A 25,418-nucleotide genomic window follows, 5' to 3' on the forward strand; every position below is an offset into this window, starting at 1 on the left:
TCTTATTCCTCCATTTTCCTTAAAATTTCTCTCACGACGATACGTGAACCTTCTACTTTAATAACTTCAATTAGACTTCCTTTATTAACAAAGTTTCCTTCAGACACTGCATCAATTCGTTCATTCCCTATCAAGATGACCCCTGCTGGGCGAAGCGGTGTTAATGCCTCTCCTGTACGCCCGATCAATTCCACACGGTTCGTATTGGAAACATACCCTTCCTCTGTCGTTGTGGCATCCCTTAGGACAAGCTTATTGAATATATGCATTTTTTTACCGAAGAACTTCATAAGAATCACCATTCCTATCATTGCAATAAACATTGCCAAAATGATTGAATATGCCATATGTGTCACACTTGCGCCTGCAAATAAAAGACTGAGGATGATACATGCACCTCCGAGTATGCCAATAATACCTCCGGGGACAAATAACTCCAATATGACAAAAATAACGCCGACTACAAACAATAAAATCGACTCATATCCTGCAAAACCAGCAATTGTATGACCAAAGAAGAAGAGACCAAAGGCAGCTAATGACATCGTTCCCGGCACCCCGAATCCCGGTGAATACAGCTCTGCTACTAATCCAAGACTCGCAATGGACAGGAGAATAGGAACAACGATCGGGTTAGTCACAATGCGTGCAATATTTTCAGCAAGCGATGGTTCGACATCCACAATTTCTGCACCCTGCAATCCTGCTTTATCCAGCACTTCCTGCAGGGAGTTAGCTGTTCCTTGCGAATATTTAACCTTAAAGGCTTCATCAGCCGTAAGGGTTAAAAATTTACCGTCAGGAACCCGAAGTTCGGGTAAATTAAACGATTTATCTGCCATTGCCCTTGCAAAGCGAGGGTCTTTGCCGGAAGATTCAGCTGCTGCTTCCATTGCTGCTATCCAGGCACTTTCCGCTTTCTGATCAGCTGTATTTCCTTCACCATCGATAATTCCTGCTGCACCGAATGTAGCGTTTTTTGACATGTAAATCTCGTCTGCATGGAGTGCAATAAAGGCTCCTGCCGAATATGCAGTCGAGTTGATATAGGCGATGACTTTCAAATCATCTGTAGCATCAAGCAGCTTACCAATTTCCTGTGCTGCATCCACAAAGCCGCCCGGAGTATGTATTTCTAGGACGATCGCTTCGGCATCTTGCTCCTTCGCCTCTTTGATTGCCCTCTCTAAAAAAGAAAGCAGGCCCTTTTCTACATTATTCTTTACTGGGACGTGGAATACCTTTGGAGAATCAGCTGAAATAGCCGGAATAAGGAGTAAAAATGAAAGCGCCATCAATAACAGCCAGACGCAAACTCTTCTTTGCCTCATCCAATTCCTCCTTTCTTTTTAGTGATCCTACCTGTTATACGAATGAAAACGCAATTAGTTTCATTATATTTTATTTTCTTTCATTTTTATTATGTATTTACTCATTACTTGATCTAATAATTTATTGCCGGAAAATTTATATAGACAAAATGTAAAGCTAACTCCTTTCTTTCCAACAGTATAGCCTACATTTTTTAAAACGAGTAAAAAGAAAAAGCGAAAATTTTCTTGTCCTTTACAACATATCTTATGTGCCCCATCACTTTTCCCGAGAGCACACAACACCTGGTTGATCTATTTTCCGTCAAGAATATAGTATACAAAATAAGCCTATTGCATAAATTAATCGTATAAATACAAATACCCCGAAGCCAGCAAGTAGCTTCGGGGTATATCATTTGTCTGCTCAGTTAAATCTCGAATTGCGTGTTATGAACGTAGGGATTTTACAGGGAAAATTACCACTTACGTTTACGTGCAGCTTCTGATTTCTTTTTACGTTTTACGCTAGGTTTTTCGTAGAACTCGCGCTTTCTAACTTCTTGAATTGTACCACTTTTAGATACAGTACGTTTGAAGCGGCGAAGAGCATCTTCAAGCGATTCGTTTTTGCGAACGACAGTTTTTGACATCTCTCTTTCCCTCCCTCCGAACACACGTCAATACATCATCAACATTTTCTATTGATGTGTACTAAAGAATTATATCGTAATGTTACTCCACAGTCAATAGAAACTATTATAATTAATAATAAAATTCGAAAGATAGACGATCTGCATTTATTTGCAGTTCATAAAATCAAATAGTAATAAAAATAAAAACATTTGAACGCTGCTGTAAACTTATTAACGGGACTTCCACCGTTATAGCACCATCTATTTATTAGTCTGGTCTTTTTCCATAATTTTGTGCTATCATTTCACGGATTCTACTGTATAAGTAGCAATACCTTCCATTACTTGTCTTCAGGACCTTATTTACCCCATTTTACGTAATGCTCCATAAATTTCGCTGAAAATTCATCTCCCACTGAAATGCCCATTGTGTGCAATGCTCCTATTACAGCTCCTCCAATCGGATCCAGCTGTGGTGAAAGAAATTGCAGCGGTAGTTGGTCATTAATAGCTAATTGTGTTAGTTTTGATATAAAATACGAAGTATTCGATAGGACACCGCCCGTTAGTACAACCGGAACAACCATCTGTCCTTTCCAGGATAGCTGCTGGTAACATGTTTTTATTGCATGGTACAGCTTGGAACAACTATTTTCTCTAATAATATTGGCTGCCAAATCTCCAAGCTCTGCTGCTTCCATCACATACATGCTTAAAGGAGCAATTACCGTCCTAGGATGCTTCGTACCATAAATACAGTCAATAAGCTCTGGAACATTATTTACTGCAAAATGCTTTAATAAAGCATCTGTTAATAATGTTGACCTGGACCTATTATCATGACTCTGGAATACAGCCTTTAATGCCTGTACACCCAAATCATAGCCGCTGCCTTCATCATCAAATAAATAGCCCCATCCACCTACCCTGTAAAAGGAATGTGTATGATCATAGCCGACTGTAACAGCTCCTGTACCCGCTATTTGTACGATTCCTTCCCCGCCAAAGGTGCCGGCATACAAGGCAATTAAAGCGTCATTTTGTATAATAACGATCGCTTCACTATGAACATATTCACGAAATATTGTCTCCACAATCGTTTCAGCCTTTTTTTCCTGGACTCCCGCCATCCCCGCAAAGCAGATTCGAACAGCTGAAAATATATGTGGATTTTGGGCTCTTAATCCTTGAAGTAATTGATGAAGGGTCGCTTTAAAAAGCTCCATTTCCATCGCTGTAGGGTTACTCCGATTAGTAACCAATTTCGCGTGAATGTTTCCAAGCTCATCGCTAATGACAGCTGATGTTTTTGTTCCTCCGCCATCCACCGCCAGTACATACATTGCCCTCACTCCTATTCTAAAAATGAAGGAAAGGGACTGAGCCGGCTCCATTTGCTCAATCCCTCTGCCTTTTATGTTGTAAATTTAAATGATTGCCATGGTTGAATATGCTGCAATAAAAAACGCTCCTCCTCAACTACTTTAGCTACAATATTTGTAGATCCTGCGTTGGGCATTTCCTTTAACACAATTTGAAGCTCCCCTTTATATCGTACATCTAAATTATTATCAATTGTTACATCTCCAGGTTTTAAGCTATGCGTATCATGAACGGGAAAATCACCATTTTTATAATTCACACGTGATTGTGTACTGCGGATGACATAATCAGATATATCTCCGCGATTGAAATGGAGCTCTTTAAACAAAATATCTTCTTCCAGCTGAGTTGTTGCAGGCATTGATATAACCTTTAGCTCCAGCTTATTTCGGTTTAATCGTCCCAATGCATGCAGCTCTTCTTCAGAAGCAAACATATTCCCGATGATTAAATCATCAATTAAACCCGTATTCCATAAATCCTTTGCTTGCACAATGATCGGCAGCGCACGATGCTCCTCTAAAGTGGGTAAGCCATGCAGTGTTTGCTCCCAAGGTCCAAACACTGCATGTTCGGATGAAATCATAGCAGCTGTACGAAGATGATTGTCTTTAAATATCTTAGAGGTGTTTAAAAAATGCTGCCGTGAAAGCCCTGTATATTTTCTCGGATAAAAATTATGGCATCCAATGATATTATCTTGGTTTGGCTGGTAGGACATGATATTATCCACATATTTCGTACCATTACTAATATTTAATTCTACCTTCAAGCCACATTCGTTTAATGACATAAAGGCCTCTTCTTGACCTGAAAACCCTAAATCCAAACGCAGAGCTGCCAAATGATAGTTCTCTTTCAAATAAGCAATATCCTTATAGGTTAATCCAAGGTCTTGAAAAACAGAAGGGGCAATATCGGCAGAAATGTCAAAGCCCAGCTCTTTTGCAAATAAGTTAATGCGCTGTAATTTTTGCTGTTCTTTTTTATTTTCCAATGACATAAGACATGTAAAGATGCGATCAAAACCATTATCATGTGCCAGTTGAATATATCGCTGCATTTCCTCCATTGTACTATGCTGGGGATATATTGAAATACCTAATCTTCTCATTTGATAAACCTCCACTGACAATCAAAATTGACAAAATCTCCATAGTAACAAGGACTGACTTATTAACAATCATATACAGCCGATACCGCCTGACAGTGCGGGAGCATCATTCTGATATATTTTTTTCAAGTGTATCTCTTTTGGCAACACGGTTTGCCATTGCTATGAACGGCAGATAAATACAAACGGACAGGATAATCAGCACTAAGCTTAATACAGCGCCTTGCCAAGACTGCGTTACTAGGAATCCGTTAATAATCGGAGGCGTTGTCCACGGAGCTACTACTGTCGCTGCTGGTACCAAGCCAATTTTTGTTGCAAAATAAGCAACAGAAACGTTAACCATTGGTGTTAAAATAAACGGTATGAACAAAATGGGATTTAATACGATAGGCAGACCAAATAGTAATGGTTCATTAATATTGAATAGTCCCGGAGCTGCAGATAATTTCCCCACTGTATTATATTGCTTGTTTTTCCTTGCAAAGATGAAAATCGCGATGATCAAGGCAATTGTCGTGCCTGATCCGCCCATATTAACAAATGCATCAAAAAACGGCTTGTTAACAATATACGGCGCTACTTCACCAGCCTCAAGTGCTGCAATGTTCTTCGCTATAGCATCTGCGTTAATTGTCTGCATAAACGGATCAATTATATTGGCACCATGTACACCTAGCGTCCATAAGAATGAAGGGATAAAAGCCAAAATCAAAGCCGCCGTCCATGAATTCGTCAAGCCCATAAATGGCTCTTGAATCGTTGCATAAAATGATCCGACAATATCGGGAACATCAAATCCGACCGAAATAATTGTCCGAACTAATGCGAATAAGCCAATTGTAATAATTGCCGGAAGTAATGCTGCAAATGATTTCGCCACTGCCGGCGGTACCCCTTCTGGCATTTTTATTAGCAGCTTGCTATTACCAGATAGCCGGCAAAACAGCTCAGTAGAAAGTAACGAGATAATAATAGCAATAAATATTCCGCCTGTACCTGTTGTTAAACCAGTTAAGCCCCCGTCACCGAAAGTACCGAATGTTAAATAAGCGGATAGACCAATTACTCCTGCAGAAAGTCCATCTTTGTTATATCCTTTGGCAAGATTATATGAGATTGTAAATGCTAATAATAGTGAGAGGATTGCAAACGTTGCCCCCCAAATGTTTCCACCCCATTGTTTCCAGGTGCCATCTGCCCAAATCGAGTTTAAAGCATCTTGATAAAAATCTATTGGCAGGTTATTAACGAGTACTGCTAGAGAACCAACAATTGTCAATGGCATAATGGCAATAAACCCATCCCGGATTGCTACTAAGTGACGTTGATTTCCTATCTTGGATGCTACAGGTACAAATTTCTCTTCTAAAAATTTGAACATCACATACTCTCCCCTTTGTACTTTTATTTAACATCTAAATCAGATGCTATTCCCCTTCGAGGCGTTCATATAATTCAATCATTTCCTGCGCAAGATCCCGGAAAGTAATCGCATTCATTAAGTGATCCTGTGCATGGATAAGCAGCATTGTTACTTCGATCTCCCCTCCTTTAGCCTCTTCTGTCAATAAAGCCGTCTGCGCATGATGCGCTTCTGTCAGCGCTTCGTTCGCCAATGAGATCTTTTCTTTTGCCTGCTCAATATTGCCTCTTTTTGCTAATTGAATAGCTTCCATACATTCACTTTTTGTATTACCGCTATGAACAATCAATCCCATTATGGAATTCATCATTACGTGATCTTCCATTTCCCTGCCCCCTTACCCAATCAGCTGTAAAGCCTGCTTCAATACATTCTCACCCTTCATCATGCCATAGTCTGTCATATTAATAGTCTCGACCGGAATATTAAGATGCCTATATTTCGCTTCATATGTCCCTTTTAAATAGCGTACTTGTGGGCCAAGTAACAGTACGTCTACTTTTTTACTCGTTACAACTTTATCTACTTCACTTTCTGCAATCGCATAAATATCAGCCTCTATATTTTGTTCCTGGGCGGCCTTTTGCATCTTTGTTACAAGCAAACTCGTACTCATTCCCGCTACGCAGACTAACACAATATTTTTCAATGAAAACACTCCTTTGCATATTTCTTTCATTTATCTAAATATTCAGACTAATAGAAGCAAAATTGCTTTATGGAAACCGTTTTTCTATCAACAAATTGCCGTTAATTGGTCTATACCATAATATGTTTTTCTCTCTTTGTTCTCCCTCTCTATATTAGACAAATAACGTTCTATTGAATTGACGACTGTATATTGCTAACAGAAAATAACTGGTATAGTCCACAAAAAAACTTAAAATTTTTTTGTACTGGCTGTCGTTTACACTCTTTTCTTAGAAATACTCAAAAAATGCGGGAAAACTGACCGGCAGAGCTTTTTGCCAATTCAGTGCAGTTCTTTCAGCTATTTTCTTTCCGGACAACGGTAAAACATCTTTCACTGAGAGATACCCTACCATCATGGCTGAAAATAGATTAATAGATAAATGTAATACATACTGATCTTCCACCTTATCTTCATCCATTATCGATACATGACCACCGCTGCCTATTTGAAATAAATGCTCATTCCAAGGGCATATAGGATCCTGAAGGCGAATAAATAGTCGCTGCTGTATTTCGCCCCATGGATAACACTTCATAAATTCAAATGCATCTACCACTCTTACCATTACGTCTTGAGTTATTTCTCTTTTAAATTGCGGCTGGTCAAATTGAAAGCCAAAATGAGATGCAACCGATGTAGCTCCTATGATTTTCTCTACACTTGCTTTATGAGAGGTTATAAAGCGCCAAATTGCCTGCTCTGCATCTATACCTTCTGCATAAAAATCCTTGATATGAAATAGTAAGTCTTTTATTTCATAACGAAGATACCCGGCTATTTTATTTTCATTATTATAGTAAGCTATAAAATGACTTTCAGGCTCTCTTCTCTCTATCCTTTGCCACCATGCTTTGTTTCTTATCATCCCTCCATTGCAGCCTAATATATGATTATTATGAAATTGCCGAATCTCTCCGAATATCTCATCGTTCATCCATTCAAAGCTGAAGCGTTTTACATTATCTGATTGCCGGCCAAAATTCGGAAATGCTTCTATCGGTATTGTGTAATGTAGCTTATCAAAAAACAGCTCCCACCCAAAATAGCGGTAAAAGGATACTGAATACGGGGCAAGAACGGAAATCCATTGACCATTTTGGCGCATTTCCTTTAGGGCTCTTTTCATCAGCATCTTTATAACTCCTCTGCCGCGATATTCCGGATATGTTGCTACAAAGCCGAGCCCGCCCATTTTATATTGGACACCGTGCACCATCATATTAAGCGGCAGCACTAATATTTGCCCTACAATCTTTTCTTTATCATATGCTCCGAGCGTCGTACTATGCTCAATCCAATAATGGAAGTCTGCACGCCGAGCTCCCTCATATTTTTTAGGAAAGCTGTAGTCTCTCAGGCGATGTATTTGCTGATAATCTTCCATTGGCACCAGCTTTATATCCATAATGTCTCCCCCTTTGATATATTAGGGACATTCCTTCTGCACTCTATTTGCTACCCCAAAATACCCTTACTCTGCAGAGGTAAGGTGTTTCTGGACATAGCTCTCTACATCACCTGCCGTTGCCAACTTTAAAATGGTTTCAATATGTGCAGTTAGCTGTTCCTTGGATAGTTTAGAAATTTGTGCCCTCGTTTTTAAAATGGAGGAAGCATCCATTGAAAATTCATCAAGCCCCAAACCGAGCAGGATGGGAACGGCAACCTTATCTCCCGCCATTTCGCCACACATACCAACCCATTTTCCATGCTGTTTCGCTGCATCAATTACCATCTTGATGAGACGCAGAACAGCAGGGTGGCAAGGCTGATATAAAGCTGACACATTCTCATTCATACGGTCAACTGCTACTGTATATTGAATAAGATCATTCGTACCAATAGAGAGAAAATCTGCTTCTTGTGCAAATATATCAGCGATGATGGCGGCAGAAGGTATTTCAATCATCAATCCAATTTCTATCGTCTCCGACACGGCGGCTCCACTGCTGACTAAGCGCTTCTTTTCTTCATATAGCAGTTCTTTTGCTGCTCTGAACTCATCTACCGTTGCAATCATCGGAAACATGATTTTTAAGTTACCATATACACTAGCCCGTAATAATGCTCTTAACTGGCTGCGGAACATTTTCTGTTCTTGTAAACATAATCGGATTGCACGATATCCTAGAAATGGATTCATCTCAGATGGCAGCTCTAAATAAGGCAGTTGCTTATCACCCCCGATATCCAACGTACGTACAACTACCGGTTTTCCCTGCATCTTCTCTAATATTTGGCGATAAACGGTAAACTGTTCCTCTTCATCCGGAAGCCTCTGCCTTTCCATATACAAAAACTCTGTACGGAAAAGACCGATACCTTCTGCACCCGCTTCAAGTATTTTTTCCACGTCTTCCGGTTTGCCGATATTGCCAGCAATTTCAACCCGGTAACCATCTGCACTTATACTGGCTAATGAGCGATAGGGTGCTAGTTTTTGCTCTACCATTAAGTATCTATTTTGCTGCACTTCATATTGTTCAAATATTTCTCTTGATGCATCTACAATAATTTTACCTGCTGCCCCATCAACAATAATTTTTGTTCCATGTTTTATACATGCTGTTGCATTTTTCGTACCTACAACTGCGGGAATACCCATTGTTCTCGCTAAAATAGCTGAATGGGAAGTTTTCCCGCCAATATCTGTTACAAAGCCTTTTACATATGCAGTATCTAATTGAGCTGTTATAGACGGTGTTAAATCTTTCGCTACAATGATGATATCAGAAGATAGCCGGCTGTAATCAGGTATTTCCACCTTTAGCAAGCGGGCCAGTAACCGTTTTGAGACATCGCTTACATCCGCTGCTCGCTCCCTCATATAATCATTGTCCATTTGTTCAAACAGGACTATATACATTGTTGAAACTTCATGTAAAGCGCATTCGGCATTCATGCCATTACTAATTTTTGCTTCAATAGCTCCCACTATCTCCGGGTCCTCAAGCAGCAGCAGATGCGCTGCAAATATTGCTGCCTTCTCTTCCCCTAACTTACTTTCAGCCATTACCAGAGTTTCCTGCAGGTCTTTTTTCGTTTGGGTAATCGCTTCCTGTAAGCGCTTTATTTCTGATTTAGTATCCGATACAAAAAATTTTTCAAATGATAGGTCAGGTTCAACCAGGCAATAAGCATTTGCTATCGCTATTCCATCCGATACAGCAATCCCCTGAAGCTCTAACATTCTTCGCCAATTCCTTTAGTTGACATGATTTCAGATACTGCTTGCATCAATGGCTCTGCATCCGGACCATTGGCTGAAATTTTCACTATACTACCTGGTGCCACCCCTTGCGACAGGACGCCTACAATGGATTTCATATTTACCGATTTGTCTTTGTACGTGAGCTGTACCTCTGCTTCAAAAGGCATGACAGCATTTACTAATAACGCAATAGGTCTGGCATGCAAGCCTTCAGTGGCAGTAATTTTAAAGTCTTTTTCCATTTTATATCCCTCCCGATTTTACTCAAAATTAATACGGTGCTGATATTTAGTAATCATCTCGGTGTTATGTGTCTCACTATTTGAAATATTCGCACTCTCAAACACAGGAAATGTCCCTGTTTTTTTGAATACTTTCTCTATAACTAAGCTGAACAATCCATTCAAAAGTGTAGAGCCAATAACTGTTGAAGCCGGGGCATATGGCAGCCCTTGATGATTTAATATACCATCGCCTACTGGGATATGAGTATCCACCACAAGATTCACGACATCCTCTAATCTTTTACCACCAGAATGCTTAGATTCATAATTCCGGTAATTTAGTGATTGAAGGGACATTACAAATATATCCGAAGACCTGGCAAGTATAGCTGCGTCTATCGGAGCGCAATTTCTTCCGGATGTGGATATTACAAGTAAACTATCATTCTCCTGAAAATCAAAACAATGTCTATAGCGTTGAATAATCGTCGGATCTTTCTCGTTCTTAGAGGAAGTCAATGCACCTGCTTGCAGCGTCAAAGGCCCTATAGTAATAGGCCGCACCGGTACGAGACCGCCAGCACGATAAAAAGCTTCCTGCGCCAATAAATAGGAATGCCCGCAGCCGAATAATTGGAGAATTCCTCCTTTCTCTATACGTTCAGCAATAATTTGTGCGGCCAATTCTAATTTTGGCTGTTCCTTTTCCAAGACAGATTGCAGTAATTCCTGTATTTTTCTGAAATATGGATGCACTGTATCACCTTTTTATTTCACTAATAAATTTATAGCGATCCGCTCGATACGTACTACGTACCAATTCAAATGGAATTCCATCGCTCAAAAAACTAATACGCTTTATAATTAAGACAGGTGCTGCTGTTCCGATTTGGAGATATTTGCAATCTTCCTTGCCCACAATTGCTGCTTCCATTTGCTGAATGGCATTGCCGATTTTCTGATGGAATCTCGCTTCAATTAATGCATAAAGAGATCCCATTACCTTCTTTTCATCCAGATCAGGATATATCTTAACTGGTATATAAGTTCTTTCAATGGCCATCGGTTTTGTATTGGCATACCGTATACGTACAACGAAGAATACCTCCTCGCCCCGCTCCAATAATAAATCATGGGCAATATCAACCGGTGGAACGATTTTCTCAAAACGCAGTACTTTACTGCTCGGCTCCATGCCTCTTGCACGCATATCTTCTGTAAAACTTGTTAGTCCCATTAAAGGCTGTTCGAATTTTGGGTTTGCAACATATGTGCCTCTTCCTTTTTCGCGATACAGCAATCCGCTGTTCACTAAATTCGTAATCGCCTGTCTAACTGTCATTCGACTTACATCAAATTGCATTGATAATTCCCGTTCAGATGGTATGTTCTCCCCTATTCCGTATTCCTCTAAATAAATACGCTGCTTTATGAGTTCTTCTATTTGTATATAGATAGGTATGTGAGAGTTTTTTTCCAGCAATGATTGCACCTTCCTTATTACTACATTCTACTTTTCAAATACAACCTTTCCCAAGGCTTTCCCAATTGACCCAATCGAGTGAATCATCTTAGTAGCTAAAGAGGCTGTTACCCTTCCTTTACTAGAAATCGTGTCATTTGATGAAGTGCTCCACCTTCTTGCATAGCCCAGAACCAATTTTACAAATTCGTCCACCTCCGAAAAATACATTACCTATAAGTGGTACTTCAGTGGAGTTTGTTTTTTGAACACTTTTTATGAACAGCGTGTTGCTCTATTAAATCCCCCCTAAACATAATAATTTTATAATTATTAAAAAGCTGGATGTATTAATAGGTATAGTTGTCTATACCAATTTTAAGACCATATTTGGTGAAAATTATTTTACCTGTCATTCATTATTCACTTAAATTTCCAGCAAATTGTATCTGTTCACATGTAGCCTGAATTATCGTCAATTGGCTTTAAACAGGCTTAACGGGATATTTAGGAGTCACTCACCGCCGGACAAATCTCTACTTTATATTAATCAGCAGCACCTTAAACGGGGCTCTCTTTCCATTGTATTCAATACTGTATCTTTTTATTTCCATTAAAGCTTATGGGGAACTGTATTCTTATCAAAGAAAAAGTAAACGAGGTATGGGGGCATTTGAGTTTACGCATAAAAAAACAGCTTTCAATTCAACAGGTATGGTAAGTCAGGCTAGTCCACCCTGGTTTTTATGTCAGTTAAAAACCGAAGTGGCTTGCGACTCCCCTGTGGAAATCAAGCTGTTTTCTATTCAAATATATTTACTACTTGGTAACGGGCTGCAGTATAAATTTATGATTATGTTAGCTACCACACTTCAAATTACCACTGCTCTCCGAAAATTAATAATTAGATTCAGAAGTTAAACCTGTCATGATCGCAACACCTGAGCTTGCGCCAATACGAGTTGCTCCATTCTCGATCATCTTCTTCATATCTTCCAGATTACGGACACCGCCTGAAGCTTTCACACCAAGGTCAGGACCGACTGTTTTGCGCATTAATGCGATATCTTCAGCAGTCGCGCCACCTGTTGAGAAACCAGTGGATGTTTTCACGTAGTCAGCACCAGCTTCGACTGATAATTGACAAGCTTTCACCTTTTCTTCTTCTGTCAGCAGGCATGTCTCAATGATTACTTTTACTAATGTACCATTTGCTGCGTCGACTACAGCCTTAATGTCATCGCGAACTAGGTCGTATTCGCCATTTTTTAATGCACCGATATTGATCACCATATCAATTTCCCCTGCACCGTTGGCAATCGCGTCCTTTGTTTCAAATGCTTTAACAGCTGAAGTAGAAGCACCTAATGGGAAACCGATTACTGTACACACCTTAACCTCAGTTCCTGCCAATAGCTCTGCACTGTATTTTACCCATGTAGGATTTACACATACAGAAGCAAACACATACTTTTTCGCTTCCTCACATAATTTTTCAATTTGTGGTCGAGTCGCATCTGCCTTTAATAGGGTATGGTCAATCATTGCAGCATAATTTTGCGTCATGGTCAATTGCTCCTTTTATCTATTAGTTGTACGTACAACTATATCATATCACCAAATAAGAAATACATGAAATAGACAGACTAGTTTATCATTTTTATTTTTCTTTTTTGCTGTATTCTGCATAAAAGCCGCTCCCCCTTTTTTTGAGGAAGCGGCTTTCTATTTAAGCTTCTACAGCGTCCAATACACGGACGAATTGTCCTTCATTGTACGGATAGCCGGCTTTTGTAATTTTTACTTTTACCAGTTTACCGACCATTTCTTCACTTGTTTCGAATACCACTTTCAGATAGTTTGCAGTGTAGCCGACATAAAGGTTTTCATTGTCCGATTCTTTAAAGCGTTCTTCTGGAATGACTTCCAGTACTTCGCCTTCAAAACGAGAAGCATATTCTTTTGCCAATTGGTCATTCAATGCGATTAGACGATGAACCCGTTCGTTTTTGATTTCCTCATCCACTTGGTCTTCCATACGGGCAGCTGGTGTACCTGTCCGTTTAGAGAATGGGAATACATGCAGCTCAGAGAATTTGTGGTCACGGATAAAGTTATACGTTTCCATAAATTCTTCCTCTGTTTCTCCCGGGAACCCAACGATTACATCGGATGTTACCGCTAAATCGGGCAGTGCTTTTTCTAATTTACGAAGGCGCTCAGAGAAGAAGTCCATCGTATATTTACGGCGCATACGTTTCAGTACTGTATCAGATCCTGATTGAATCGGGATATGCAAATGGTTTACAACAATTTCTGAATTTTGCAGTACTTCAATTACCTCGTCTGTTAATTGGGATGCTTCAATTGAAGAGATACGTAAACGTTTTAATCCTTTTACTTGTGATTCTAAATCACGTAGAAGCTGTGCCAGGTTATAGTCTTTAAAGTCTTGTCCGTATCCTCCTGTATGGATACCTGTCAAAACGATTTCAAGATAGCCTGCATCCACTAACTGCTGCGCCTGACGGATTACTTCCTGCGGATCACGAGAACGCATTAAGCCACGGGCCCAAGGGATAATACAGAAAGTACAGAAATTATTGCACCCTTCCTGGATTTTCAGAGATGCACGTGTCCGGTCTGTAAATGCTGGAACATCCAATTCCTCGTATACACGGTTTTTCATAATGTTGCGGACTGCATTAATCGGCTGACGTTCTTCACGGTATTGATCAATGAGCCCAAGCATTTTATGGCGGTCCTGTGTTCCGACCACGATATCAACACCTGGAATTGCCATAATTTCAGCAGGGGAAGTTTGTGCATAACATCCTGTTACACAAATAACCGCATCCGGATTTTGACGGATCGCACGGCGGATTACTTGGCGGGATTTTTTATCCCCTGTATTTGTTACTGTACATGTATTAATTACATAAACATCAGCTTGTTGTTCAAACTCGTTACGCTCATAGCCCTGCTCTTTGAATAATTGCCAAATCGCTTCTGTTTCGTAATGGTTTACTTTACAACCTAATGTGTGAAAAGCCACTGTTGACAAGGCCCCTCCACCTCTTTCATTCAAATTCATAGGATATTGCAGATAATGCATATAACGGTGCTGTTTCCGTCCGTAAAATACGCGGTCCGAGTGACATTATTTGTGCGCCTGCCGCTGTAAGTGCCTCAGCTTCCTTGCGTGAAATACCGCCTTCTGGACCAAAAATACATAAAATTGATTTCGATTCATTATCATACACTTTTTTCAGCTGATCCGCAAACCTTGTGCGTTTTTCAGCCTTTGCATCTTCTTCATCTGCAAGAAACACAACGTCATAATCAGGCAGTGCCGCTAATAATTGTTTAAAGGAAAAGGGCATCTTTATGCTCGGTATATGTGTACGGTGTGATTGTTCAGCAGCTTCCTGAGCTATTTTTTGAAGACGCTCCTGATTTTTGCGGCCCTTTTTCTCATCCCATTTCACAATAGAGCGTTCCGCAGCATAAGGAATACAAGCATACATTCCTAATTCCGTTCCCTTTTGGGCGATCAGCTCTAATTTATCACCTTTCGGCAGTCCACAGGCAATTGTTATCTGCACCGGCATCTCAGGAGAAGGGACCGTTCGTCCAGTCGGCTTAGCCAAAATTTCTGTCCCCACTTCTTCTATTTCACATATATGGGCGATGCTTTCAAAAACAACGATAATTTCCTCTCCCGCTGTCATTCGCATCACCTTCTCAATATGCCGGGCGTTATCACCTGTAATAAGGAATATGCCCCCCTCACTCGGCGGCTCGTCCACAAAGTAACGTTGCATCCTGTTCTTCCTCCTCTACTCTAATAAAAAGTAGACAAAGCCAAATGACCCTGTCTACTAGCTTACCTGCCTGTTTTACTGCGGACGGCGGGCAATAATTGCTACCCAGTCTTCCATCATGAGTACTTCTTCAATCGTAAAGCCCGATTTTTCAAGTGCTTCCTTTACCTCGTCCTTTTTTGCTCCAATGATACCGCTTGTTACATAAACGCCGCCTGGTTTTACAATAGAGTAGGCATCGTCTGTAAATGTCACAATAATTTCAGCTAAAATATTGGCAACTACGACATCTGCAGGCTCTTTTACTGTATCAAGCAAATTGCCATGGAATACCTGCACAATTCCGTCTACTTTATTCAGCTCTACATTTTCACGTGCCGCTGTTACAGCGACTTCGTCCAAATCAAGGGCATGCACTTGTTTAGCTCCAAGCATTGCTGCCCCGATGGAAAGAACACCTGACCCTGTGCCTACATCGATGACAGCATCATTCTCGCTCACTACATTTTCAAGTGCCTGTAAACACATGACTGTCGTTGGGTGTGTCCCTGTACCAAAAGCCATGCCCGGATCAAGCTCAATAATTAGCTCATCTGTGCTGACAGGTGTATATTCTTCCCATGTTGGTACAATAGTAAACCGCTCTGAAATTTTCACAGGATGATAGTATTGCTTCCAGGCAGTTGCCCAGTCCTCCTCGTCCACTTCACATAAGGTAACAATATTTTCGCCGATGTTAATATCGAAATTTACAAGGTTTGCAATTGCAAGTTTAATTTCCTCTACCGTTTCCGCCAAAAAGCTCGTTGCGGATAAATACGCCTTTACTACGACCCCGTTTTTCGGGAAGTCGTCAGGATTCAATGCGTAAATTTCTCCGAACTGATCAATCCGTTCTTTTGTCAGTTCTTTTGAATCCTCTATAACAACACCGCTAGCGCCTGCCTCATGTAAGATGTTTGATACAGCTTCAACGGCTTCATTCGTTGTCAGAATCGATAATTCTGTCCATTTCACTTGCAACTCTCTCCTTTATGATTCACCTTTAAAGGTCTTTTTAATTTTATCGAATAATGAGCTTCCTTGCTCTTCCGGGATATCTCCGCTAAGCTCTGCAAAATCACGCAACAGCTGTTTTTGTTTTTCTGTCAGCTTCGTCGGTGTTACGACTTTTACGATAACGTATTGGTGACCCATTCCATACCCATGGACATTTTTTACACCTTTATCCTTAATACGGAATTGAGCTCCCGATTGTGTACCGGCAGGAATTTTCAATTTTACTTTGCCGTGTACAGTCGGCACTTCGATTTCATCACCTAAAGCAGCTTGCGGGAATGTCAGTTTGAGCTCATAGTAGATATCGTCTCCGTCACGCTCAAATAGCTCATGATTACGGACGCTAAATACTATATAAAGATCCCCAGCTGGCCCCCCGTTAATGCCCGGCTCCCCTTGCCCGCTTACACGAAGCTGCTGGCCATCATCGACACCGGCCGGGATATTGATTTTAATTTTTTTCGTTTTTTGTACTTTTCCAGCACCACGGCAAGTTGGACATTTGTCAACAATGATTTTGCCTGCACCACGGCAAGATGGGCAAGTACGGCGGTTTACCATACGGCCGAATGGTGTGTCGACCGCTTGATTAATCTCACCTGATCCATTACAGTGCGAACATGTTTGAGGAGTCGTGCCTGGTTTTGCACCTGTCCCATTACAAGTTCCACATTCTTCCTCCTGCGGGATTTCTATTTCTGTTTCTTTACCGAAGATAGCTTCTTCAAAATCAACAGTCATACGGAATTGCAGGTCGTCACCTTTGCGGGGCGCGTTCGGATCTTGCCGGCGTCCTCCACCAAAGAAGGAAGAGAAAATGTCTTCGAATCCTCCGAAGCCCCCGCCTCCAAAGCCGCCTCCTCCGAAGCCTGCCTGTGGATCTTCATGGCCGAACTGATCATATCGAGCCCGTTTTTGATCATCGGATAATACTTCGTATGCCTCTGCGATTTCCTTGAATTTCTCATCAGCGCCGGGCTCTTTATTAATATCCGGGTGATACTGCTTTGATAGTTTACGGTATGCTTTTTTAATTTCATCTTTACTTGCCCCTTTTGCAAGGCCAAGCACTTCATAATAATCGCGCTTACTCATCGTTCACTCTCCGCTCTTTTTACATAACGTATATTTTAACATGTTAAAAAAATGATGTATATGCAAAGTACCTGTACTGGATGAAATTTCATCCTAACATTGAAAAAGTCAAAGCCGGCATTTCGGTCTTTGACTTTTTCATACTTACTTTATTGTAGGATTACTTATCATCCTTAACTTCTTCAAAGTCAGCATCAACAATGCCGTCGTCTTTCTTGCCAGCGTCAGCGCCTGCATCTCCTTGTGCTGCTTGTGCAGCTGCTGCTGCCTGCTCATATACTTTCATTACAAGCGGCTGCAGAACGCCTTCCAATTTTTCTTTCGCAGACTTGATGCCTTCAATCTCGCCAGCTTCTAGTGCTTTTTTCAGCTCGTCACGCGCATCTTCCACAGATTTCTTTTCGTCTTCTGTAATTTGCTCGCCTAGGTCTGTAATTGTTTTATCTACTTGGAATACCAATTGGTCAGCCTCGTTGCGCACTTCTGCTTCTTCTTTACGTTTCGCATCCGCTTCTGCATTTGCTTCAGCATCTTTTACCATGCGCTCAATTTCCTCTTCTGATAAACCAGAATCAGATTGGATGACAATTGTTTGTTCTTTGTTTGTACCAAGGTCTTTTGCCTTAACAGATACAATACCGTTTTTGTCGATATCGAATGTAACCTCGATTTGCGGTACACCACGTGGTGCTGGTGGAATATCTGACAATTGGAAGCGGCCTAATGTTTTGTTGTCTGCTGCCATTGGACGTTCACCTTGTAATACATGAATATCTACTGCCGGCTGGTTGTCAGCGGCTGTTGAGAATACTTGTGATTTTGATGTAGGGATTGTTGTGTTGCGGTCGATTAATTTCGTGAACACGCCGCCCATTGTTTCAATACCAAGTGAAAGTGGCGTCACGTCAAGAAGGACGATATCCTGTACATCACCTGTTAATACGCCGCCTTGAACAGCTGCACCCATTGCTACTACTTCGTCAGGGTTTACACCTTTATGTGGCTCATGACCTGTTTCTTTTTTAATTGCTTCTACTACAGCCGGAATACGAGTAGAACCACCAACTAAGATTACTTTGTCTAATTCAGAAGCTGCAAGACCCGCATCTGATAAAGCTTGGCGAGTTGGTACGATTGTACGCTCAACAAGGTCGCGTGTTAAATCGTCGAATTTTGCGCGTGTTAACGTTACTTCTAAGTGAAGTGGACCTTCTGCACCAGCAGTGATAAATGGTAAAGAAATTTGTGTTGATGTTACACCTGATAAATCTTTTTTTGCTTTTTCAGCTGCATCTTTTAAACGCTGCATCGCCATTTTATCTTTTGATAAGTCGATACCGTTTTCTTTTTTGAATTCTGCTACTAGGAAGTCGATAATTTTTTGGTCGAAGTCATCTCCACCAAGCTTGTTGTCACCAGCAGTCGCTAATACTTCGAATACACCGTCACCAAGTTCTAGGATGGAAACGTCGAATGTACCGCCACCAAGGTCGAATACAAGGATTTTTTGATCTTGATCTTGCTTGTCTAAACCATAAGCTAATGCTGCAGCAGTTGGTTCGTTAATAATACGTTCTACTTCTAAACCAGCAATTTTACCAGCATCTTTTGTTGCCTGGCGCTGTGCATCGTTAAAGTAAGCTGGGACTGTGATAACTGCTTTTGTTACCTTTTCACCAAGGTAATCTTCAGCATAGCCTTTTAAATATTGAAGAATCATTGCTGATACTTCCTGAGGAGTATACTCTTTGTCCTCTGCCTTTACTTTTTCAGCAGTACCCATTTTTGATTTGACAGAAATAATTGTATTCGGATTTGTAACAGATTGGCGTTTTGCTACTTCCCCCACTTGTTTTTCACCGTTTTTAAATGCTACAACTGATGGTGTTGTACGGTTACCTTCTGGGTTTGGAATTACCTTTGGTTCGCCGCCTTCTAAAACAGCTACACAAGAGTTTGTTGTCCCTAAGTCAATACCGATAATTTTACTCATACTAAATTTGCCTCCTAAAAGTTACACGTAATTTTTGATCATTTTGTAAAGTTGGCTGAATGTCTGGCTTTTGCACGGCACTTTTTTAATTTATTCCGTGCAGATTTGCTGCCATCATTCGTTCACTGATACCATAGCAGGTCGCAATACGCGATCTTTTAGCTTATACCCTTTTTGCAGCTCACGTAGAACAATTCCGCTTTCTTTATCCGTATCCTGCTCCTGCATCACTGCTTGATGCACATTTGGATCGAAAGTTTCGCCCTCTGCAGCTATCACTTCCAACCCTTCGCGTCCAGCAGCATCCAGGAACTGGCGATATACCATTTCCACGCCCTTATAAAGTGCATTAGCATCATCAGATGTCACTTCTACCTGCAGGGCACGTTCTAAATTGTCAAGCACTGGTAGAAGGTCTGTCAGTAAGCTTTGTGCACGGAATTTTTCCGCTGCCTCACGTTCCAGCTTATGGCGGCGAAGAATGTTATCGTAATCCGCACGAAGGCGCAGATAGCGGTTTTCCTCTTCCTCCAGCTTTGCCGTCAATTCAGCAATTTGCTGTTCTTTTTCATCTACCACTGTTTCTTCTGTTGCTTCCTGCTGTTCGTTAGCTTCCATTACTTCTTCGGCTACTTCTTGCTGTTTCAATTCTTCTTTAGTTTCATTCTGGTCTGTCGAATTAGACACGTCATATCCTCCTTATAGTGAGTCATTACGATGGGAAAGGGCATTAGATAATCCGCGGCGCATGAGATCCATAATCGTCACTACACGCTGATAATCCATACGAGTCGGGCCGATAATGGCAATGGAGCCTCGTTCCTCCCCTGCTCCAAATGAAGCGGTAATAACACTACAATTTTCTATAGCTAAGTGGTTATTTTCCGAACCAATCCGGATTTGAATACCTGAATCTAATGGCTTAAATAAGTTTTGCACTTGGCTATCTTTATCCATCAGTTCCATGAACATACGAACCTTGTTCAAATCATGGAACTCCGGCTGGTTGAGCATATTCGTCTTACCTGCATAATAGACTTTGCCTTCCTTTTGGCCGCTTGCTACCTGCATCAATGACTGAATCACTGCATCTGCTGTATGGATATGCTGCCTCAATACAGCGAGTGCTTCAAGTTCAAGCTTAAGATGAAGATCCTGCAGCGAAACACCTGATAAACGGTCATTTAAAATATTGACCATTTTTTCGATGTCTGAAGGATTGAAGCCCTCCGGTAAAGTAAATACTCGATTTTCTACATGCCCATTGTCCGTCACAATGATGGCTACAGCACTGTCCTCAGAAAGCGGGACAATTTGAAACCTTTTTACTTTATGACGCTGGACATCAGGCCCAAGTAATACCGTTGTATATGTCGTCAGCTCCGACAAAATATTCGCCGATTCCTTAATGAGCTGCTCTGCTTCGACAATTTGCCGTTTAAAGACAGATTGAATTTGGCTCACTTCATCAGCTGACATGATTTGAGGCTGCAATAAATGATCCACATAAAAACGATACCCTTTTTCAGAAGGTACTCGTCCAGAGGAAGTGTGGGTCTTTTCTAAAAAACCTAGCTCCTCCAGATCCGCCATCTCATTGCGGATTGTTGCGGGACTAAATGTTATCCAGTCTTTTTTGGAAATTTGGCGAGACCCAACAGGCTGGGCAGACGACACGAAATCATCAACGATTACTTGTAAAATTTGTAACTGCCGATTTGTTAACATGCTCATCACCTCTGTTAGCACTCGTCGAATACGAGTGCTAATACTATATAATAAATTAACAAATCCCCGTTTTTCTGTCAACGAAATCGTTTACTCTTCAAGTAAAAATTGTTGAAACACTTCATTACCGACGAATCTTCCGCTGCGGGTCAATCGAATTCCGTTTTCATCGCTCTCTAAAAGACCCTTGCATGTAAGCTCCTCTATTACAGTACGATACTTCTCCCAAATGGTTTCATGGAATTTCTGTTCAAAAGCGGGGGCCTCTACCCCATCTACTTTTCGCAGTCCTAAGAACATCTGCTCTTCCAACTGCTCTAATGGCGTTACTTCATGCTCATGGATAATTGGCAAATGCCCTGATTCCACTGCCTCTATATATTTTTTGATCGGGCCGTGATTAGAATACCTTACTCTATCAACATAACCGTGTGCCCCTGCTCCAAAACCTGCATATTCATCATTATCCCAGTAAATTTTATTATGAATAGAAGCAAAACCCGGTTTGGCAAAATTGCTGATTTCATATTGGGCAAGGTCGTGTGCCTCCATTTCCTTCATCAGCACATCATACATATCTGCCTCCAGGTCCTCGGTCGGTAATGCAAGACGACCTTTGGCATATTGAATATAGAAAATCGTTTTTGGCTCCACGATTAATGAATAAGCGGAGTAATGTGGCAATTCAAGAGCGAATGCCTGTTTCAACGTTTCTTTCCACTGTTCCATAGTCTGATGCGGCAGCCCGTACATAAGATCAATGCTAATGTTAGTGAAGCCTACCTTTTTTGCCAGCGCAATGGTTTCATATACGTGAGCATTTGAATGTGTTCTCCCTATTTTTTTCAGCAAATCCTGATCGAATGATTGCACACCCATGCTTAATCTATTAACCCCGCCATCAAGCAGAGCTTTCAGCTTTTCTTCAGATAGCTCATCTGGGTTTGCTTCCGAGCTGAACTCCACTACATTTTTCATGGGAATATAGGTGCGAATGAGCTCTAATAAACGCGTAATTTGCTTTGCGGATAAGGCGGTTGGCGTTCCGCCGCCTAGAAAAACGGTCTCAACATTGGTGAAGGCTTCCGGCTTCCTTTCTACAGCCATCTTCATTTCTTTTCCTAATGCTTCTATATATTCATCAACAGGCTGATTTTTAAAGAATACCTTATTAAAATCGCAATAATTACATATTTGATGACAAAAAGGGATATGAATATACACTCCTCGCGCCATACAATCACTTCCCTCATTTTTACTTTGTTCCTTTCCATTGTACCTATTCAGAGATAAAATACAATTTTCATGCAAAAAAAAACGTATTCGCCCCTTCGCGAATACGGAAAATGAGTAACTATTCAGGCTGTAAAAATCGGTTGTTCCTTATTCATTAACATCACTAGATCAAGTGCATTCAAGCTCCGCAGCTTTTCAGAAAAGTGCACAGCTTCATCACGCGTGCGGAATGGAAAAGCCTCTAGCTCCTTTGTCACTTCAAATTTCCCATCGATCATTTGTAACAAATACAAACGCACTGTTGGGCAGCAAGCTCTTGTATAGTTTAAGTTTTCACCCGCTACTAATATTCCTACATTTTCCGAAGTTGGGCTGATAATTGTATCCAATGTTGCCAACTCATCCATTTCGAACCATTCTGGCACATTAATTTCGATTTGCTTTGTCATTAACATCATCTCCCTCTAATAGAATAACAGCTAGCTCTCATCTTTATCACTGTTGTGATATTGTGATTTCGTTACAAAAACACAGCAACCCAAATTTTGACTTTACCTCTAATTAAACACAACATATGTACTAAGAGCCGTTGAAAACGGAACGCTTTTAGCACTATTTCTCTTTATATCTCAATATTACTATTAACTCTGTTCCCTCACAAGCATAAATTTAATAAAAGTTCTGTAAATATAATTATTTTTAATATGAAATTTTTAGTATTAGTATTTTTTACCTTATTAATATTTTATTGGAATTATTGTTTTGGATCGTGTATATAGCGGTAGAATGTTTTTTTTCTATCATTTTTGTTCAGAAATCTTTAAAAATAGAATCATTATAAAAATAATGTATTTTCGCATAGCATGAATATACCAACTTTTAAGTAAGTATATAAGAATGACCTCCCTGTGGCGGAGTGGCCGTTATCAATTCCTATTCACAAATTGTATAGAGGAAAGCTTTGATAGTTAAAAGGCAAAAAAATAAGGACATAGCTGATCAGCTGTTAGAGGAGACTCCTATGTCCCTTTAGAAATAAAAATAGTGGGGGAAGCCGGATATATCCGGCTTCCCCCACTAAAGGCTTGTAAGTGATGACAAGCTGTTTAAAACGGTGGCATGCGCCACCGTTTTATTTTTTCTGTATCAAGTTAACTGACTCATAGTTGTTGATAGTAACTATTTCTTTGTATCGTCCATCTTCAGAACAGCCATAAATGCTTCTTATAGAATGTCGTAATTTTATAGTATCTAATCATACTTTTGTGATACTTACAAAGCGTTGATACTATAAGGTTTACGAGTGTTTAAATATCATTTCTATAGGGTTTCGTATCGCATTATATTCACCTCTATTTTCTAATTACGGTGGCATCAAGGTGGGTTTCTTCTATTATAAATAAAAACTAGACCAGGTTTATATCGCCTGGTCTTTCGTTATTTATTGATTCGCCTACCGTTCTCAGGATCTCAAGGAATAAAGGAGACAATTGAAAATAATTCTACATTCTTTTCTGCTTGATTCCTTGTCGTATAAGTGACAAAAATAGCCCCCCCATTACGGAGTGGTCTTCTTTTATATTTTTTTATTTTCTATTATAGTTTTTAAAACTGTTGTGCCTACACCTAATGCTATAGCACCAACAACACCCAAAATTTGTTTATTATACGTTCTTTCGTTTTCTTCTCTATCAGCTTGATAAACGCGCTGGTTCGCTTTTTCTTCCCTCATTCTATTTAGTATATCTTCTCTTTGTTTGTATAACTCAGATTTTTCCTCAAAAGATTCACTCTCCTGAATTTCTTTATTTACAGAATTAAGTGCATCTTTCAGATTACTCATATATTCCGATGTTGAAGTAGTATCATTCTCAGTAACTTTTTCGCTATTCGAATTACGTAATATCTCTTTTGCTACTTCACTAATATTTCTCGTTGCATCTTCAAGATTGTTTTTATAATTGTTATTATTCATAGTAAAATCACCTCACAATAAAATTTGTTATAAGTATATTATACACTTATGCTTCTAAATTAAGGTATTTATGTTACAATTCTGGTGAGCAATCAATTAGGTACAACATCCGGCATGGAGATGGCCATTTTAATATGATCAACTCTGCAGCATTGATCCAATGTTTTTCGTCATACGAATTACAATTGCTGAAAATAGAAAAAATTAAGACCACCCATTATGGAGTGGTCTTTTCATTGTTTTATTTCTTATATTTTTTCTGTTGCATAAGAAAAGAGGTTTTAGGGATCATTAATTCAATATCTAATGGCCTTGTGTGGTAATCAACTTCTTTTATTTCAGGTGAGGTACCAATTAGAAGAGTGTAATCTGACAACATAGAATTATAGAGTTCATTATATAGGCGTTGATTATTTTCACATTCTCTATGAAGACTAATTAACCAGCTACCTTCATATTTATTAAAATTCGCTATATTAACTGTAGTAAATTCAGTTTTATATCGCTCAAATTCTTCTCTAGTCCACAATTTTTCAATATTTTCAAAATGAGCATTCAATAAAGATTCTGGTTCATGAAGCCCCCAATTTCTTGCTTCATTAGCTCTAGATAAATTCTTCCAAATGAGCTCAGATAGTTCCCCTAAGTCTTTTTTCACCTCAATATTTCTTTTCACTAATTGCTTTCTAAATTTGTAATAAGATAATGAATCTGATTGCAAATCACCAAATAAATTTAATAATTTGTTAGAAACTCTTTGAATCTTATCATTGAATTCTTCATATATTTCAGAATCAATTGGTGTTTTTGGTTTATTTTCTAAATCCAGCTCTTGAATTTTTTCACCTAGCTGTTCAACATATAAATTGTATTTTTTTAAACTCCTGTAAGTTCCTATAATTAAAAATCTTAAATAGATCGCAAAGTCACTTCTACTAGTAATAATAAATTTTTTAAAATTTTGTTGATCCATTGGTACCCCTCATTTTCTTTTGCTATTTATACATATCTTATCAAAAACAAGTTTATAGTTATATTTTATTTATTTT

24 protein-coding genes are annotated in these 25,418 nt (G+C 39.8%); all 24 read right to left on the reverse strand.

Annotated features, from left to right (window positions below):
* Window positions 1-2: 2 nt before the first annotated feature.
* Complete coding sequence (locus BOD01S_RS07070) at window positions 3-1,331, reverse strand: NfeD family protein (protein ID WP_036157804.1); 1,329 nt, start codon at window positions 1,329-1,331, stop codon at window positions 3-5.
* Window positions 1,332-1,789: 458 nt separating this feature from the next.
* Window positions 1,790-1,963, reverse strand: a complete 174-nt coding sequence (rpsU, locus tag BOD01S_RS07075) for a 30S ribosomal protein S21 (protein ID WP_004227078.1) — start codon at window positions 1,961-1,963, stop codon at window positions 1,790-1,792.
* A 341-nt stretch (window positions 1,964-2,304) separates the two neighbouring features.
* Window positions 2,305-3,288: an N-acetylglucosamine kinase gene (locus tag BOD01S_RS07080; protein ID WP_036157802.1), complete on the reverse strand. Its 984-nt coding sequence runs from the start codon at window positions 3,286-3,288 to the stop codon at window positions 2,305-2,307.
* A gap of 71 nt (window positions 3,289-3,359) precedes the next feature.
* Window positions 3,360-4,442, reverse strand: a complete 1,083-nt coding sequence (locus BOD01S_RS07085; RefSeq protein ID WP_036157800.1) for a DUF871 domain-containing protein — start codon at window positions 4,440-4,442, stop codon at window positions 3,360-3,362.
* Window positions 4,443-4,548: 106 nt separating this feature from the next.
* The gene (locus BOD01S_RS07090; protein ID WP_036157798.1) at window positions 4,549-5,826 is read right to left on the reverse strand and encodes a PTS sugar transporter subunit IIC; all 1,278 of its coding nucleotides are present in this window, start codon (window positions 5,824-5,826) and stop codon (window positions 4,549-4,551) included.
* A 46-nt stretch (window positions 5,827-5,872) separates the two neighbouring features.
* Window positions 5,873-6,193 carry a PTS lactose/cellobiose transporter subunit IIA gene (locus BOD01S_RS07095; RefSeq protein ID WP_036157797.1) on the reverse strand — a complete coding sequence of 107 codons (321 nt, stop codon included), beginning with the start codon at window positions 6,191-6,193 and terminating at the stop codon, window positions 5,873-5,875.
* Between the two features lie 12 nt (window positions 6,194-6,205).
* Window positions 6,206-6,517, reverse strand: a complete 312-nt coding sequence (locus BOD01S_RS07100) for a PTS sugar transporter subunit IIB (RefSeq protein ID WP_036157795.1) — start codon at window positions 6,515-6,517, stop codon at window positions 6,206-6,208.
* Window positions 6,518-6,788: 271 nt separating this feature from the next.
* A complete protein-coding gene (locus tag BOD01S_RS07105) occupies window positions 6,789-7,967 on the reverse strand; it encodes a GNAT family N-acetyltransferase (RefSeq protein ID WP_036157792.1) in 1,179 nt (392 codons plus the stop codon).
* A gap of 66 nt (window positions 7,968-8,033) precedes the next feature.
* Entirely contained in the window at window positions 8,034-9,752 is a 1,719-nt protein-coding gene (gene ptsP / locus BOD01S_RS07110; protein WP_036157791.1) for a phosphoenolpyruvate--protein phosphotransferase, read from the reverse strand.
* Window positions 9,746-10,015, reverse strand: coding sequence for an HPr family phosphocarrier protein (locus BOD01S_RS07115; RefSeq protein WP_036157790.1), 270 nt, complete (start codon window positions 10,013-10,015; stop codon window positions 9,746-9,748). Before BOD01S_RS07115 ends, ptsP begins: the two co-directional genes overlap by 7 nt.
* Window positions 10,016-10,033: 18 nt before the next feature.
* Complete coding sequence (locus tag BOD01S_RS07120; protein WP_036157789.1) at window positions 10,034-10,753, reverse strand: sugar isomerase domain-containing protein; 720 nt, start codon at window positions 10,751-10,753, stop codon at window positions 10,034-10,036.
* Between the two features lie 4 nt (window positions 10,754-10,757).
* Window positions 10,758-11,480 (reverse strand): GntR family transcriptional regulator, encoded by a 723-nt coding sequence (locus BOD01S_RS07125; protein WP_036157788.1) that lies wholly within the window; start codon window positions 11,478-11,480, stop codon window positions 10,758-10,760.
* A gap of 876 nt (window positions 11,481-12,356) precedes the next feature.
* The gene (gene deoC, locus BOD01S_RS07135; RefSeq protein WP_036157773.1) at window positions 12,357-13,025 is read right to left on the reverse strand and encodes a deoxyribose-phosphate aldolase; all 669 of its coding nucleotides are present in this window, start codon (window positions 13,023-13,025) and stop codon (window positions 12,357-12,359) included.
* 163 nt (window positions 13,026-13,188) lie between these two features.
* Complete coding sequence (gene mtaB, locus BOD01S_RS07140) at window positions 13,189-14,523, reverse strand: tRNA (N(6)-L-threonylcarbamoyladenosine(37)-C(2))-methylthiotransferase MtaB (protein WP_036157770.1); 1,335 nt, start codon at window positions 14,521-14,523, stop codon at window positions 13,189-13,191.
* A 16-nt stretch (window positions 14,524-14,539) separates the two neighbouring features.
* Entirely contained in the window at window positions 14,540-15,283 is a 744-nt protein-coding gene (locus tag BOD01S_RS07145) for a 16S rRNA (uracil(1498)-N(3))-methyltransferase (RefSeq protein WP_036157767.1), read from the reverse strand.
* 75 nt (window positions 15,284-15,358) lie between these two features.
* The gene (gene prmA / locus BOD01S_RS07150) at window positions 15,359-16,300 is read right to left on the reverse strand and encodes a 50S ribosomal protein L11 methyltransferase (protein ID WP_036157765.1); all 942 of its coding nucleotides are present in this window, start codon (window positions 16,298-16,300) and stop codon (window positions 15,359-15,361) included.
* Between the two features lie 15 nt (window positions 16,301-16,315).
* Window positions 16,316-17,437, reverse strand: a complete 1,122-nt coding sequence (dnaJ, locus tag BOD01S_RS07155) for a molecular chaperone DnaJ (protein WP_036157763.1) — start codon at window positions 17,435-17,437, stop codon at window positions 16,316-16,318.
* Window positions 17,438-17,597: 160 nt separating this feature from the next.
* On the reverse strand, window positions 17,598-19,430 hold the full coding sequence (dnaK, locus tag BOD01S_RS07160; RefSeq protein WP_036157761.1) for a molecular chaperone DnaK: 1,833 nt from the start codon (window positions 19,428-19,430) through the stop codon (window positions 17,598-17,600).
* 114 nt (window positions 19,431-19,544) lie between these two features.
* A complete protein-coding gene (gene grpE, locus BOD01S_RS07165) occupies window positions 19,545-20,117 on the reverse strand; it encodes a nucleotide exchange factor GrpE (protein ID WP_036157759.1) in 573 nt (190 codons plus the stop codon).
* A 12-nt stretch (window positions 20,118-20,129) separates the two neighbouring features.
* The gene (gene hrcA, locus BOD01S_RS07170; RefSeq protein ID WP_036157757.1) at window positions 20,130-21,158 is read right to left on the reverse strand and encodes a heat-inducible transcriptional repressor HrcA; all 1,029 of its coding nucleotides are present in this window, start codon (window positions 21,156-21,158) and stop codon (window positions 20,130-20,132) included.
* Window positions 21,159-21,248: 90 nt separating this feature from the next.
* The gene (gene hemW, locus BOD01S_RS07175) at window positions 21,249-22,394 is read right to left on the reverse strand and encodes a radical SAM family heme chaperone HemW (RefSeq protein ID WP_036157755.1); all 1,146 of its coding nucleotides are present in this window, start codon (window positions 22,392-22,394) and stop codon (window positions 21,249-21,251) included.
* 122 nt (window positions 22,395-22,516) lie between these two features.
* Complete coding sequence (locus tag BOD01S_RS07180; RefSeq protein WP_036157753.1) at window positions 22,517-22,843, reverse strand: hypothetical protein; 327 nt, start codon at window positions 22,841-22,843, stop codon at window positions 22,517-22,519.
* A gap of 1,127 nt (window positions 22,844-23,970) precedes the next feature.
* On the reverse strand, window positions 23,971-24,369 hold the full coding sequence (locus BOD01S_RS07185) for a hypothetical protein (RefSeq protein ID WP_036150118.1): 399 nt from the start codon (window positions 24,367-24,369) through the stop codon (window positions 23,971-23,973).
* Between the two features lie 241 nt (window positions 24,370-24,610).
* On the reverse strand, window positions 24,611-25,342 hold the full coding sequence (locus BOD01S_RS07190; RefSeq protein WP_036150117.1) for a hypothetical protein: 732 nt from the start codon (window positions 25,340-25,342) through the stop codon (window positions 24,611-24,613).
* Window positions 25,343-25,418 lie beyond the last annotated feature (76 nt).

The sequence above is a fragment of the Lysinibacillus odysseyi 34hs-1 = NBRC 100172 genome, assembly GCF_001591965.1.
GTDB classification, from domain to species: domain Bacteria; phylum Bacillota; class Bacilli; order Bacillales_A; family Planococcaceae; genus Lysinibacillus_B; species Lysinibacillus_B odysseyi.